This window comes from Paractinoplanes lichenicola, assembly GCF_016785085.1.
In the GTDB taxonomy this organism is placed as follows: Bacteria; Actinomycetota; Actinomycetes; order Mycobacteriales; family Micromonosporaceae; genus Actinoplanes; species Actinoplanes lichenicola.
Window position 1 is genome coordinate 298,784 of the sequence record NZ_JAENHO010000013.1, and the last position, 12,368, is coordinate 311,151.

General features: G+C 70.6%; 11 protein-coding genes and 1 pseudogene. 5 read left to right on the forward strand and 7 right to left on the reverse strand.

The window, feature by feature from the left end; genetic code table 11:
- Positions 1–63: 63 nt before the first annotated feature.
- Complete coding sequence (locus JKJ07_RS38745; RefSeq protein WP_202996983.1) at positions 64–432, forward strand: STAS domain-containing protein; 369 nt, start codon at positions 64–66, stop codon at positions 430–432.
- On the opposite strand, the pseudogene JKJ07_RS38750 reads toward JKJ07_RS38745, so the two are convergent.
- Both JKJ07_RS38750 and JKJ07_RS38755 read right to left on the reverse strand, forming a co-directional pair.
- Positions 384–707, reverse strand: a pseudogene (locus tag JKJ07_RS38750) (SAM-dependent methyltransferase); the annotation flags it as partial. The gene JKJ07_RS38745 and the pseudogene JKJ07_RS38750 sit on opposite strands and share 49 nt — an antisense overlap.
- A gap of 73 nt (positions 708–780) precedes the next feature.
- On the reverse strand, positions 781–1,740 hold the full coding sequence (locus JKJ07_RS38755; protein ID WP_307834630.1) for an acyl-CoA dehydrogenase family protein: 960 nt from the start codon (positions 1,738–1,740) through the stop codon (positions 781–783).
- A gap of 86 nt (positions 1,741–1,826) precedes the next feature.
- Here JKJ07_RS38755 and JKJ07_RS38760 point away from each other — a divergent pair, with 86 nt between their 5' ends.
- Positions 1,827–2,678 carry an AraC family transcriptional regulator gene (locus JKJ07_RS38760; RefSeq protein WP_236030653.1) on the forward strand — a complete coding sequence of 284 codons (852 nt, stop codon included), beginning with the start codon at positions 1,827–1,829 and terminating at the stop codon, positions 2,676–2,678.
- On the opposite strand, the gene JKJ07_RS38765 is transcribed toward JKJ07_RS38760, so the two are convergent.
- The gene (locus JKJ07_RS38765; RefSeq protein WP_202996986.1) at positions 2,675–3,112 is read right to left on the reverse strand and encodes an RDD family protein; all 438 of its coding nucleotides are present in this window, start codon (positions 3,110–3,112) and stop codon (positions 2,675–2,677) included. The genes JKJ07_RS38760 and JKJ07_RS38765 overlap by 4 nt on opposite strands.
- Before the next feature lie 137 nt (positions 3,113–3,249).
- Between JKJ07_RS38765 and JKJ07_RS38770 the strand changes: the two genes are divergently transcribed.
- A complete protein-coding gene (locus JKJ07_RS38770; RefSeq protein WP_202996988.1) occupies positions 3,250–4,263 on the forward strand; it encodes a LacI family DNA-binding transcriptional regulator in 1,014 nt (337 codons plus the stop codon).
- Here JKJ07_RS38770 and JKJ07_RS38775 read toward each other — a convergent pair.
- Positions 4,260–5,279 carry a glycoside hydrolase family 26 protein gene (locus tag JKJ07_RS38775; RefSeq protein ID WP_202996989.1) on the reverse strand — a complete coding sequence of 340 codons (1,020 nt, stop codon included), beginning with the start codon at positions 5,277–5,279 and terminating at the stop codon, positions 4,260–4,262. The genes JKJ07_RS38770 and JKJ07_RS38775 overlap by 4 nt on opposite strands.
- A gap of 192 nt (positions 5,280–5,471) precedes the next feature.
- Between JKJ07_RS38775 and bglS the strand changes: the two genes are divergently transcribed.
- A complete protein-coding gene (gene bglS / locus JKJ07_RS38780) occupies positions 5,472–6,245 on the forward strand; it encodes a beta-glucanase (protein WP_202996991.1) in 774 nt (257 codons plus the stop codon).
- Between the two features lie 21 nt (positions 6,246–6,266).
- Here bglS and JKJ07_RS50605 read toward each other — a convergent pair whose 3' ends face one another.
- Genes JKJ07_RS50605 through JKJ07_RS38795 form a run of 3 tightly spaced genes read right to left on the reverse strand, consistent with a single transcriptional unit; the run spans position 6,267 to position 8,542 of the window.
- Positions 6,267–7,097 carry a M23 family metallopeptidase gene (locus JKJ07_RS50605; protein WP_202996992.1) on the reverse strand — a complete coding sequence of 277 codons (831 nt, stop codon included), beginning with the start codon at positions 7,095–7,097 and terminating at the stop codon, positions 6,267–6,269.
- Entirely contained in the window at positions 7,094–7,591 is a 498-nt protein-coding gene (locus tag JKJ07_RS38790) for a helix-turn-helix domain-containing protein (RefSeq protein WP_202996993.1), read from the reverse strand. Before JKJ07_RS38790 ends, JKJ07_RS50605 begins: the two co-directional genes overlap by 4 nt.
- Before the next feature lie 45 nt (positions 7,592–7,636).
- A complete protein-coding gene (locus tag JKJ07_RS38795; protein ID WP_236030606.1) occupies positions 7,637–8,542 on the reverse strand; it encodes a beta-ketoacyl-ACP synthase 3 in 906 nt (301 codons plus the stop codon).
- Positions 8,543–8,883: 341 nt separating this feature from the next.
- Here JKJ07_RS38795 and JKJ07_RS38800 point away from each other — a divergent pair, with 341 nt between their 5' ends.
- Entirely contained in the window at positions 8,884–12,342 is a 3,459-nt protein-coding gene (locus tag JKJ07_RS38800; protein ID WP_202996995.1) for an AMP-binding protein, read from the forward strand.
- The last annotated feature ends 26 nt before the right edge of the window (positions 12,343–12,368 follow it).

A 12,368-nucleotide genomic window follows, 5' to 3' on the forward strand; every position in this document is an offset into this window, starting at 1 on the left:
TAATTGCGGGACAGACTGATTGCGTACGGCGGCAGCGCCGGACGACGTAGCGGAGGTGACGACGTGACTATTGTTCCGAGCGTTCACGGCGCCGGATTCTCGACGGCGGTGACTCCGGAGGCGGCACTGGTCCGGGTGACCGGTGACATCGACCTCGACGTGATCGGCGAGCTGCGCGAGGCTCTCGACAACGCGGTGGCCCTGCGTCCCGTGGTCATCGTCGACCTCATCTCGGCCGGTACGATCGACTCGCTCGGTCTGGCCGTGCTCACCGGCGCCCGCGACGCCACTCGCCGCCACGGCGGTGACCTGTTGCTGGTCGCTTCCAGCCACTTCACCCGGGGCGTCCTGACGGCCCGCCGCCTGCAGACGGCTTTCCGGGTCTACGACACCGTGCCCCAGGCCATCACCGCGGCGTCCGGCCCGCGCTGACGATGCGGGCCGTAGACCACCCGCGCCGCCGGATGCACGGACTGCGCGACGTGGTGGACGTCGGGCGCACTCGGAATGCCGGTCCCGATGTCGAGGAACTGGTCGACGCCCTGCTCAGCGGCGAGATACCGGACGGCTCGGCGAAGAAACGCCCGATTCTCCCGGGGCGGCACACGGCTGGCCGGATGGGACTTCATCCCCTGCTCGGCAGCTGTCCGGTCGGCCTCGAAATAGACGTCACCGCCGAGGAGGAAGTTGTACACCCGGGCGGGATGCGGCCGGTCCGTGACCGCATCCTAGGCATGGCCGTGCACTGAGGACAGAGACGCGGCAACCGAGCCTGCGGCCTTACAGGCGGTTGGCCGCCAGGAAAGCGTTGATGTGCGGGTGGCGGCTCGCCACGGCGACATCCCGCCAGTAGCGCTGCAGCGGGTTGGACTCCGCGAAACCGCTGGCGCCGTGCAGGTCGAGCATCAGGTCCATGGCCACGCGGCAGTCGCGGGCCGCCCCGGACATGTCGAGGCCGTGGTCGCCCGGGCCCGCCGCCGCGAGGGCGAGCATCGTGCGCTCGGCCTGCCGGGCGAGGGAGGTGGCCTCGGCCCGCCAGGTGCGCGCGGCCGGGGACTCGCCCATGGAGGCGTACGCGCTCATGTAGGGCTTGCGATCGGACGCGAACATCGCGGTGATCAGATCCAAGGCACCCAGCGTGGCCCCGACGACCGGGGCGAGCGCGGTCAGGCCGAAAAGCACCATGTCGCCGGCCAGTCGGGTGAAGTCGAGCGGCGCCACGCGCCCGACCGGCACGAGGACGTCCTCGGCGACGAGGGTGTGGCTGCCGGTGCCGCGCATGCCGGCGGCCGACCAGGTGTGTTCGACGCGCAGGTCGCGTGTGGGGATGAGGGCCCAGGACAGCGTCCCGTCGATCAGGACGGCCAGGCCGGCCCACTCCGCGTCCTCGCAGCCGGAGACGTTCGCCCAGCGGCCGGTGACGCGTACGCCGCCGAAGGCTTCTTCCCCGCGACCACCCGGCGTGCCCGACCCGGCGAGCAGCGCGTCCATGCCGATCACGTCGCCGATCGCCCGGCGGCTGAAGATCTTGCCGGTGAGCGAGGTGCCGGCGATCCAGCTGGTGGACGGGCAGCCCCGGGCCAGCTCGGTGAGCAGCTGGACGGCCTCGGTGGCGGTGCGGTCGTGCAGGGCGAAGGCGCCGGCCTCCCGGGCAGCCTGCAGGCTTTTCGCGGTGGGACGGCCCTGCTTCTCGGTCTCCGCGGCCTGCGCGGACAGGATCTCGACGAGTGGTGATGTCACGCCGTCAACCGAACCAGCTCCGGCTCCGCGCGACCATGCGCGCGCGGCCCGAGCCGATACGCGGACGTACCATCGCGGTCGTGGACATGATCTCTGCGGCGCTCGGCAGCGTCCGGGCCTTGCGCGTGAACGGGCGCCGGATCACGGAGTCGGGCGCGTGGGGGCTCCGCTTCCCGCCGATGGCCGTGCTCGGCTTCCACGTGATGCTGCGCGGTGAGGGATGGTTGATCCAGGAGCAGATCAACCCCTTGCCCGTACGCGCGGGGGACGTCATCTTCACCGCGGCCGGTGTGATGCACGGGCTGTCCCACGCGCCGTGCGCCCTCGACGAGTTGCCTGTCTTCACGGTGGAGGAACCCGCGCCGTCCGGGGAGGCCGACTTCGAGTTCTTGTGCGGCGCCTACCGGATGCGGGACGGCCGGGTGCCCGCCCTGCTGCGGCAGTTGCCGGAGCTCGTGCTGATCACGCCGGACTACGCCGAGCAGCCGGAGCTGCGGGCGCTGATCGACATGTTGCACGCCGACTTCGACCGGCCCGAGCCGGGCACCGACGCGGCCCGGGCGGCCCTGATCGACCTGATGGTCGTGCGGATGCTGCGCCAGGTGCCGGACCGGCCGGAGGTCATCGACCCGGGGATCGCCGGCGCGCTGCACGCGATCCACGAGCGGCCCGAGCAGCCTTGGACGGTGGGCCGGCTGAGCTCGGTCGCGGGCATGTCACGCACCACGTTCCACCGGCGCTTCACCGCCGTGACCGGCACTCCCCCGATGGCGTACCTGGTCGATCGGCGGATGAGCCTCGGCGCCCAGCTGCTGCGGGCGAGCCCGGCGCCACTGGCGGCCATCGCGCGGCAGGTCGGCTACTCGACGGAGTACGCCTTCTCGGCCGCATTCCGACGCGCCTACGGGGTCGCGCCAGGCCGGTTCCGCGCCACCTAGGCCCGTACGACCAGAGTCTTGGCCGCCATGTCCCCCAGTCGGCGGCGGCGCGAAGAGTTGACCACAACGACGAACGCCACGAGGTAGACGGCGATCCCGTCGACGAGCCGCAGCAGCGTACGGACCAGCGCCGATACGAACCCGGGCCGGTTGCCGTTCTCGTCGACCACCCGGATGCCCGTCACCACCTTGCCGGCCGTCCGTCCGAACCAGCCCTCCAGCACGATGTAGTAGGCGAGCACCACCACGGCGGTCAATAAGCTGCCCCCGAACGACAGTGTGGTCAGGTCCAGGGTGCCCGACGGCACCTTGACGTCGAAGACAAGCCCCAGGATGTTGAGCACCACGCTCAGGACCACGCCATCGATGAGCGTCGCAAAGATCCGGCGCCGGGTGACGTGGACGTTCAACGCGGTTTGCTGCGAATATCCCATTGAATGATCTTAATACGCTCGCGGGACGCAGGCCTTGTGCCATCCCTGGCCGCGTACGATGTGAGGTCACGGACCGCAGTGAGCGAGGGCCGCGCCAGGCCGGCGACAACGTGATCGGCTCGATCGGAGGGGGACGCATGCCGTCACCGGGCCCGTCCCGACCGCCGACCCTGGATGAGGTCGCCGAGCGCGCCGGGGTGTCGCGCACCGTCGTCTCCCGGGTCATCAACAACGGGCCGCACGTCAGCCGGGCCAAGCGCGACGCGGTCGAGAAGGCGATCCGCGAGCTCCGGTACACGCCCAACCGGGCCGCCCGGGCTCTGGTCACCCGGCAGACGGATGTGGTGGTGCTGGTGGTCTCCGGCGACGGGCCGGAGGTGTTCACGGACCCGTTCTTCGCCCAGATCATCGCCGGGGTGTCCGCGGCGCTGGAGAAGACCGACCTCAATCTCATGCTGAGCCTGGCCACTCCCGTTCACGGCCGGCAGCGCCTCGAGGCCTTCCTGCGGACCCGGGGCGCGGACGGGGTGATGCTGGTAGCGATGCGCGGCGAGGATCCGCTGATCGACATCGCCGCGAAGTCCGGGCTGCCGACGGTCTTCGTCGGGCTGCCGATGCACGGGACGCCACCGTATTACGTCGACGTCGACAATGCCGGCGGGTCCCGTGCGGCGACCGAGCATCTCCTGCGGTCCGGTCGGCGACGCATCGCCATGATCACCGGACCGGACGACACCGCCGTGGCCCGGGAACGTCTTCGTGGTTACGCCGAGGCGTTGATGCTGGCCGGGCTCGGCCCGTACGCCACCGAGCCCGGCGACTTCCTGGAGGAGAGCGGTGCCGCCGCGATGCGGACGCTGCTGAGCACGCACCCCGATCTCGACGGTGTGGTCGCCGCCAACGACAATATGGCAGCCGGGGCCTTGCGGGTGTTGCGTGAGGCCGGCCGCACGGTGCCGGGCGATGTGGCCGTGGTCGGCTTCGACGACCTGCTGGTCGCTGTGCACACCGACCCGAAACTCACCACCGTTCACCAGCCGGTGCAGGCGCTGGGGCGCGAAGCAGCCCGCATGCTGATCGATCTGCTGGACGGCGCTCAGCCGGAGCCTTTCGTCCTGTCGACCAAAATGGTGGTCCGGGATTCGGCCTAACGGGCGTACCGCGCGGCGACGCGGGCCAGTTCGTGGCCCTGCCCCTTCATGTACCGCCGCCGCACCCAGGCGGTGAACGCGGCCAGCGCGGCCGGTGACGAGCTCGGCGACCAGGCCTCTTCCTTGATCACGTCGAAGTAGGTGAGGAGCTTGAGGTCGGGATAGGCGCCCGAGCGCAGCGCTGTGTCCATGTCCGTGAGCCAGCGCGCCTTGTCGCCGCCGTCCTCGGTCGACGCGAACTCGCCGAGCATCACCGGCCGATTCGGGGCAATGGCCCGGGCTTTGGCGTACGCGGTGGCGAACGTCGCGTCGAAGCTCGTCCAATGGTCACCGGCCGGATCCCATGAGGGGCCGAACCCCCAGTTGTAGCCGTCGATGCCGACCCAGTCGACGAAGGCGTCGCCGGGATAGGCGCCGGCCGGGTCGTTGTAGGCCTCGTCCGGTGAGGAGCCGTTGTTGAACGCCCACACCCACTGCACGTTGCGGGCGCCGGCCGCCACGGCCAGGTCATGGACATGCCGATAAGCCCGTACGTACAACGAGGGGTCGGCGTTGTTGTTCGCGATGCCCCACGGGTACCAGTTGCCGTTGAACTCGTGACCCCAGCGAACCAGAACGGGCAGTCGCACGGCGGCGAACTCCCGGGCCCGCGCTGCGATGTAACCGTCCCAGGCGCCGTCGACGATGTCGGTCAAATGGATCTGCGCGGGGTCGTTCAGGCCGACAGCGGTGTTCCAGGGCTCCCAGGTGTAGTGCGGCATGATGCCGCGCCGCCAGAGCTGCTGGGCTTCGGTCACCGGGAAGGCCCGCCCGCTGGCCCAGCTGTCGAACCACATCACGCTGGCGGGAGTGACACCGTACTGGCGTTTGACGTCGGCGGCGGTCGCCGTCGGGTCCTTCTCCTGAAAGACCCCCAGATATCGGGTCGCCATCGGTGCGGCCGACGCCCCGGCCGCATCCGACACCACTAATGCTCCCGCGGCCGCCGCCGCGGTCAGGAGTGATCGCCTCCGCATTTCTGCCTCCGTCCATGCACGCCTCTCCGCCCAATTGGAAGCGCTTCCGGTGAAAGGTAAGACTTGTGTTCATCTATGTAAAGAGTGGGCCGTGGGTACGGCCGCGTCCTTGACAAGCGTTACGGCGAAGTTACAAACTCAAACTGGTAGCGCTTCCAGTACGCCATCCCCCGTACGGAACTGGAGACCTCAGTGAGCATCACTCGATCTCGCCTGCCCCACGCGATCGCGGCCGCCGCCCTCGGCATCACCGCCGCCCTGACCGGACCCGGCGCGGCGCCGGCCGAGGCAGCCATCGGCCCGAGCTTCGTCGACAACTTCGACGCCTTCAACACCAGCCGTTGGCACAAGGCCGACGGCTACAGCAACGGCAGCATGTTCAACGCCGGCTGGCGGGCCGACCACACCTGGTTCAACGGCGGCGTCATGGGCCTCAACCTGGACACCACACCATGCCCGAGCGGCTGCTCCGGCAAGCCGTACGCCTCCGGCGAATACCGCACCAACGATCTGTACTCGTACGGCCGCTTCGAGGCGCGCATGAAAGCCGTCAAGAACCCGGGCACCGTGACCTCGTTCTTCACCTACACCGGACCCAGCGACGGCCAGCCCTGGGACGAGATCGACGTGGAGATCCTCGGCAAGAACACCACCCAGATGCAGGTCAACTACTTCACCAACGGCGTCGGCGGGCACGAGACAGTCATCAACCTGGGCTTCGACGCCGCCGCGGGCTACCACAACTACGCCTTCGAATGGTGGAACGGAGGCACCATCAACTGGTTCGTCGACGGGCGACTCGTCCACCAGGAGAACGGCTCGCGCGGGCCACTGCCCACCCGCCCGCAGCGCATCATGATGAACCTGTGGCCCGGCATCGGCGTCGACAGCTGGCTGCAGCCCTTCACCTATCCCGGCACCAAACTGACCGCCACCTACGACTGGGCCAGATACACCAAGTACTGATCCGATCGCGCTCCGGCCGCATCAGGCCTGCACGAGCTGCCCGTTCTGCGGGAAGCCGGGCAGCGCGGTGGCTTTCGGCTCACCGGTGACCCAGCGCGGGTCCTTCTCCTCGCCGCCGGCCACGTGCGGCCACCGCATCGGCAGGCCGGCGGCGGCCGTCACGCGAGCCCGATCCATGAGCTGGACGTGTAGATGCGGCTCGGAGGTGTTGCCGGTGTTGCCGACCTCGGCCAGTTGCTCGCCGGCAGTCACCCGGTCACCGGGGCGCACCGCGGCCGACCCCCGGCGCAGGTGCGCGTAGGCCGCGAAGGTGCCGTCATCGTGCTCGACGATCACGTGGTTGCCGAGGATGAAGGACGCGCCGCCCAGCTCGCGAGCGAAGGCCTCGACCGTCATCATCGCGATCAGGGCCGGCCAGGTGTCCCGGCTGCGGTGGTCGCGCTGCCAGTCCGTCGCCCGGACGACCGTGCCGCCGGCCATGGCCCGTACGGGCTCGCCGAAACACGGATACGTCGCCGGGCGGCGGGTGCGCAAGGACCAGCCGATCGAAGGTGCGGCGTCGAGCGACGGCTGCAGGATGTCCACCGCGTACATCTGGCCGTAGGCCTTGACGCCGTGGCTGGGCACGGCCGTCCCGGGGCTGTTGATGACGACCCAGCGACCCCGTACGGGTGCCGCCAGGTCAGTTGCCGGCCGGTCGGATCGGGGCGGCCGCACCAGCGACAGCGCGAACAGCACGGCGATCAGTCCCAGCTCGAGCAGGTGAGGAACCGGCGCGACGGTCGAGGCGATGACGGCCAGCACGAACAGCCGCACCCACCAGGTCTGCGCGGAGGCGATGGCCCGTTTCACCGGCGCACCCCCAGCAGCGTGGTGAGCAGCGGCACGACCCGGGCCACGGGAACCTCGTAGCGCCCGCCGCCGACCGTGTGCAGCCAGCCCGCGGCGACCAGTTGGCGCAGGTGGTGATAGACCTGCCCGCTGGTCCCGATGCCCTCGACGGCCATCAGGTCGTGGGCCGTGCCGGCCTCGGTCAGCAGCCGTACGAGCAGCCGGAGGCGGGCCGGGTGACCGAGGGCAGCGAGCGCGGCGACCTGCTGCGACCAGTCGGTCTCGAGCAGCTCCGCCGTGCCCGCGCCCTCCTGCCATCGCGCCACCCGCCCGTCGGGAAGGGTCACCCCGCCGGTGATCAGGACGGCTCCCGGCTCGCCGACCCGCTCGAGAAGACCCTCGAGCGCCCAGAACGCGCCCGGGTCGGAACCCGGGCCGGCGGTCTGCGGCTCGCGGAGTCTGTCTTCGAGCTCGGCCACGCGTCGTTCGAGCGCGGTCAACCGATCCTCGTCCATCGGCCAAGCGTAACGGGATTACGTAAATACGTACAGCCGTGCGGGTCAGGGCAGGGTGACGACCTGAGCCGCGTACGAGAGGCCGGCGCCGAAGCCGATGAGAAGGGCGGGACCTGTCGTGTCGGGCAGAGCCGCCATGGCCTGGGGAATGGAGGCCGCGCCGGTGTTGCCGTTGGTGGTGATATCGGTGGCCACCCGCACGTGCGGGCCGAGTCCCAAAGACTTGGCGGTGGACGTGATGATGCGCAGGTTGGCCTGGTGCGGCACGAAGGCCGCGAGATCGGCCGCGGCGAGGCCCGCCGCGTCCAACGCCCGGCCGGCCGCGTCGGGAACGACGGAGGTCGCCCAGCGGAACACCTCGGGGCCGGCCATGCGGAGGATGCCCGCCTCGTCGTACCGCAGCAACTCGCTCCCGGAGCCGTCGGAGCCCCACACCACCGGACCGATCTCGCAGGTCTGCGCGGGACCGACGACCACCGCGCCCGCGCCGTCGCCGAAGAGGAACGCCGTGCCGCGGTCGCGCTCGTCGATGATGTCGGTCATGCGCTCGGCCCCGACCAGGACCACGTAGCCGGCCGCACCGCTGCGCACGAGCGCGTCGGCGGTCGCCAAGGCGTACGGGAACCCGGCGCAGGCCGCGCCCAGATCCATCGCGGCCGCGTCGGTGGCTCCCAGCGCGTCGGCCACCAGAGGAGCCGCGGTGGTCGCGGGGCCGCGGTGTGACATCGTCGCCACCAGCACGGCCGAGACATCGGCCGGATCGACACCCGCGCCGGCCAGGGCCTTGGCGGCGGCCGCCACGGCCATCATGACCACGTCCTCATCGGGTGCGGCGCGCCGGCGCGACTCGATGCCGCAGCGACGGCGGATCCATTCGTCGCTCGAGTCGATCAGGGCGGCGACCTGCTCGTTGCCCACCTCGGTCCGCGGGCGGTACGAGGCGACGCTCAAGATACGCGATCCGGGGTGACCGGCGCGGCGTTGCAGAAGGTGGGCCATGGCCAGCAATCCAAGCATGCCCGGCTGGACGACCCCCGGCGTTGAAGTTCCCCGCCGGTAACCAGGCATTTCAAGCGGCCGCCGGCCGAGGAGTCGCCGCCCGATCGCCGGTCCGCCGGGAGGGGTTCCACTGATCCGCTCGATCTGGTGAACCCAGGGAGGATGGCGTCGAGCGAGCCCGGCCGGTAGGAACGAAGGCACCGGGGATCGCAGCTCACGGCGGGACCGGCCCCCTCAATGGTGACCGGGGTAATGTCCGAACGAGTCACTCCCCCGTCCATCGGAGTCCTGGATTGTCCGCGAGCCTGCTGACCATCATGGCCGACCGGCTCGGCGCCGCTCCCGGGGCGCCCCTCTACACGTTTCTCGATCGCCACGGCAAAGAGATCGACACCGCCGACCGCCAGGAGATCGTCCGGCGGGCGGCCGGCACCGCCGACCTCCTGGAGGCGGCCGGGGTTGGGCCCGGCGACCGTGTGCTGCTCGTCTTCCCGCCCGATGGCCTGGAGTTCGTCGCGAGCTTCTTCGGCTGCATGCTCCTCGGTGCGATCGCGGTCCCCGTGGCCAGCCCCGACCCGCGGCATCTCGAGCGAGAGCTGCCCAAGCTCCGGCACATCGCCGAGGACAGCGGCGCCCGCGTCGCCCTCACCCATGCGAGGTACCGCGCGCTCGCCACGATGGCGTCGGTACGCGACGGCGTGGCGAGCCGCTGGCGCGGCCGCGAGACGTCGGATTGGCCCAAACTCGCCTGGCTGCTGTCCAATCGGGTCAAACGTGCTGATCCCGAAGCGGCCGCGGCCCGGCTGACCCGAGCGGCCTCCCGGTTCGGCCCGGACGACGTCGTGTACCTGCAATACACCTCCGGCTCGACGTCGGATCCCCGGGGCGTCGTCGTACGGCACCGGAATCTGACGCACAATCTCGAGCTGATCGCGCGCAACACGCAGGTCGACAGCCGGTCGGTGCTCGTCGGCTGGGTGCCGTTGTTCCACGACATGGGGCTGGCCGGCGGAATCCTCAACGCCATGTACACCGGGGCGCGCTGCATCGCCTTCTCCTCGACGACCTTCCTGACCACCCCGCGTCTCTGGCTCGAGGCGATCGATCGCTACCGCGGCACGCACATCGCCGGGCCGAACTTCGGCTACGAATACGTGTTGCGCGGTCTGCGCGACGGCGACTCGTTCGACCTCTCGTCGGTCCGCTCCACCCTGCAGGGCGGTGAGCCGATGCTGGTCGCCACGATGGACCGCGTCGGGGCCGCGCTCGGCCGGATGGGCTTCGACCCGGCGTCGTTCGTCAACGTCTACGGCATGGCCGAGGCCGTGCTGTTCGTCTGCGGCCGGGCCGGCCGGAAGCCCACGCTGCTGCACGGGGATCGGGCCCGGCTGGATCGCGACGGCGTGATCGTCGCGCCGGCCCCGGGCGCACCGGCGGTGACACTCGTGGGCAGCGGCGTGCCCGACAGCGAGTGGGGTGTCTCGGTGATCGCCGTTGACCCCGTGACCCGGCGGCCGCGGCCGGCCTACGCCGTCGGTGAGCTGTGGATCTCCAGTCCCAGCGTGTCGAGCGGCTATTGGGGACGAACCGAGGAGGAGAACGCGGCCGTCTTCGCCGCGCGCCTGGCGACCGGGCACGGGCCGGACGACGGGCGACGTTTCCTGCGTACGGGTGATCTCGGGGTGATCGGCGACGACGGCGAGGTGTTCCTGTGCGGCCGCCTCAAGGATCTGATCATCGTCGGCGGCCGCAACATCCACCCGCAGGATCTGGAAGCGGCGGTCGTGGCGGCCGATCCGGCTCTGCGGCCGGGCAACGCGGTCGCCTTCGGGGTGCGGGTCGACGGCGTCGAGCGGGTCGTGGTGGCGGCCGAACTGCGCAAGAAGGTCCTGCGGAACTCCGGGCCGATCCCGCTGGACCGCGCGGCCTCGGCGATCCGGGCCGCGGTGACCTCGCACTGCGGGGTGCAGTGTCATGAGGTCCTGCTGATCAGGCCGGACAGCCTGCCGAAGACGACCAGCGGGAAGCTGCGGCGCGCACAATCCAAACACCAGTGGTCGGCCGGCTTGCTGCGTTCCTCGGCGATCGCGGGCCAGCGCAGGCCGAGGTCGAGGACGTTGCCGCGGGCGGGCCCGGCCGCCGAGCCGGAATACGTGCTCCGGCTGCTGCAGACCGAGGTCGCGGAGGTGCTGCACCTGACCGGCCCGGACGACGTATCGGTGGATCGGCCGCTGGTCGACGTCGGCCTCGACTCGCTCGGGTTGATCGATCTGGCCCATCGCGTCGAGGACCGGACCGGAGCGCGCATCGCACCGGCGAGCTTCGGCGGCGACTCGACTCTGCGGGCGATAGCGATCTCGCTGGTACGGCACTTCGAGCCGGCTCCGCCCGAGCCGCGCGAGGGTCCGGACACCGGTGACGTCCCGTTCAGCGCCGCCCAGCGGCACGCCCTGGAGCTGGGGCGATGGGACGGCTGGACCCGTACGGTCATGATCGACGTCCATCGGCGGCTCACCACGGACCGCCTGCGCCGGGCCGCGTACGCGTTGGTCGCCCGGCACGAGGCGCTGCGCCTGCGATTCCGCCGGGACGAAGGCCGATTCGCGCAGCGCTACGGCGACATCGAGGGCAGTTTCGCCGTCGAGTCGGTCACGCTGGAACGGCCCGACATGCTCGCGCCGCTCCTCCGCGAGCAGCATCACCGCGTCAGCGTCGAGCGCGGCCCGCTGATGCGTCTCCTGCTGATCGAGACCGGCTCCAGGCAACGCCTGTTCCTCGCGGTCAACCACCTCGTCATGGACGGGGTCACGCTGCGCATCCTGCTGGACGACTTGGACCAGCTCTGCCGGTTGGACGAACAGGGCGAGGCCCCGCGGCTGGCCCGCACATCGGCGCGCTTCGAGGCTTTCTCCGGCTGGATGAACGACTTCGCCCGCCGGGACGCGAAAACGGATCTGGAGTTCTGGCGTGCTCAGCTCGCGGTGCCGCCACCGGCCACCTACGACCCGCTGGCGCAGCCCGGCATGCCGGCGGACGAGCTGGTCACCGCCCGCGACAGCCTGCCGCCCGAAGAGACGCGCGCGCTCCGCACCGTACGGATGACCGGGCTGGACCCAGGCCGGGCACCGCTCGCCACCACCCTGCTCACGGCGCTGGTGCGAACCGCTCAGCGCCAGTGGAGCTGCGAGCGGCTCGTGGTTGAGCTCTCCGGCTCGGGCAGGCAGACAGCGGTGCACGGCCTCGATCTCTCGCGGACGGTCGGCGATCTGCACTGCACCTTCCCGCTCACCTTCGCCGACAGCCGGTCCCAGGGCCCCGCCGAGACGCTGAGCGCGGTGGGCGAACGGCTTGCCGGTGTCCCGTCCGCGGGTCTGTCGTTCGACGGCCTCAAATATCTGAGCGACGACCCGGACGTGCGGCAGACGATCCGCCAGGCCCCGGCTCCGACGCTTTCGTTCGCCTTCCAAGGCGAGATGCCGACGCGGAGCCGCAGCGGCCTGTTCTCTCTGAGCGCGGCCGCCATAGGTGACGTCAGGGGCCCGGGGGCCGGCGTGCGGCAACCGCCGCTCCACGTCGAGTGCACGGTCGTCGGGGGCACGACCCGCATCGTCTGGGAATACTCACCCCGGCGGCTGTGGTGGACCGGAGCTGAGATCGATCAGTGGATGACCCGGTTCCGAAACGAGCTCCACCACCTGGCCCGAAGGGGCGACATGCAGGACCCTTCGGCCGATGCCCGGTTACGCCGCTGACTGTCGAGCTGCTGGTGCGGTTCCCC

Bases quoted from the DNA above. Each gene is read 5' to 3' on its own strand.
- JKJ07_RS38760 (WP_236030653.1), top strand. From the start codon at position 1,827: ATGATCTCTGCGGCGCTCGGCAGCGTCCGGGCCTTGCGCGTGAACGGG.
- JKJ07_RS38765 (WP_202996986.1), bottom strand. From the start codon at position 3,112: ATGGGATATTCGCAGCAAACCGCGTTGAACGTCCACGTCACCCGGCGC.
- JKJ07_RS38770 (WP_202996988.1), top strand. From the start codon at position 3,250: ATGCCGTCACCGGGCCCGTCCCGACCGCCGACCCTGGATGAGGTCGCC.
- JKJ07_RS38775 (WP_202996989.1), bottom strand. From the start codon at position 5,279: ATGCGGAGGCGATCACTCCTGACCGCGGCGGCGGCCGCGGGAGCATTA.
- JKJ07_RS38790 (WP_202996993.1), bottom strand. From the start codon at position 7,591: ATGGACGAGGATCGGTTGACCGCGCTCGAACGACGCGTGGCCGAGCTC.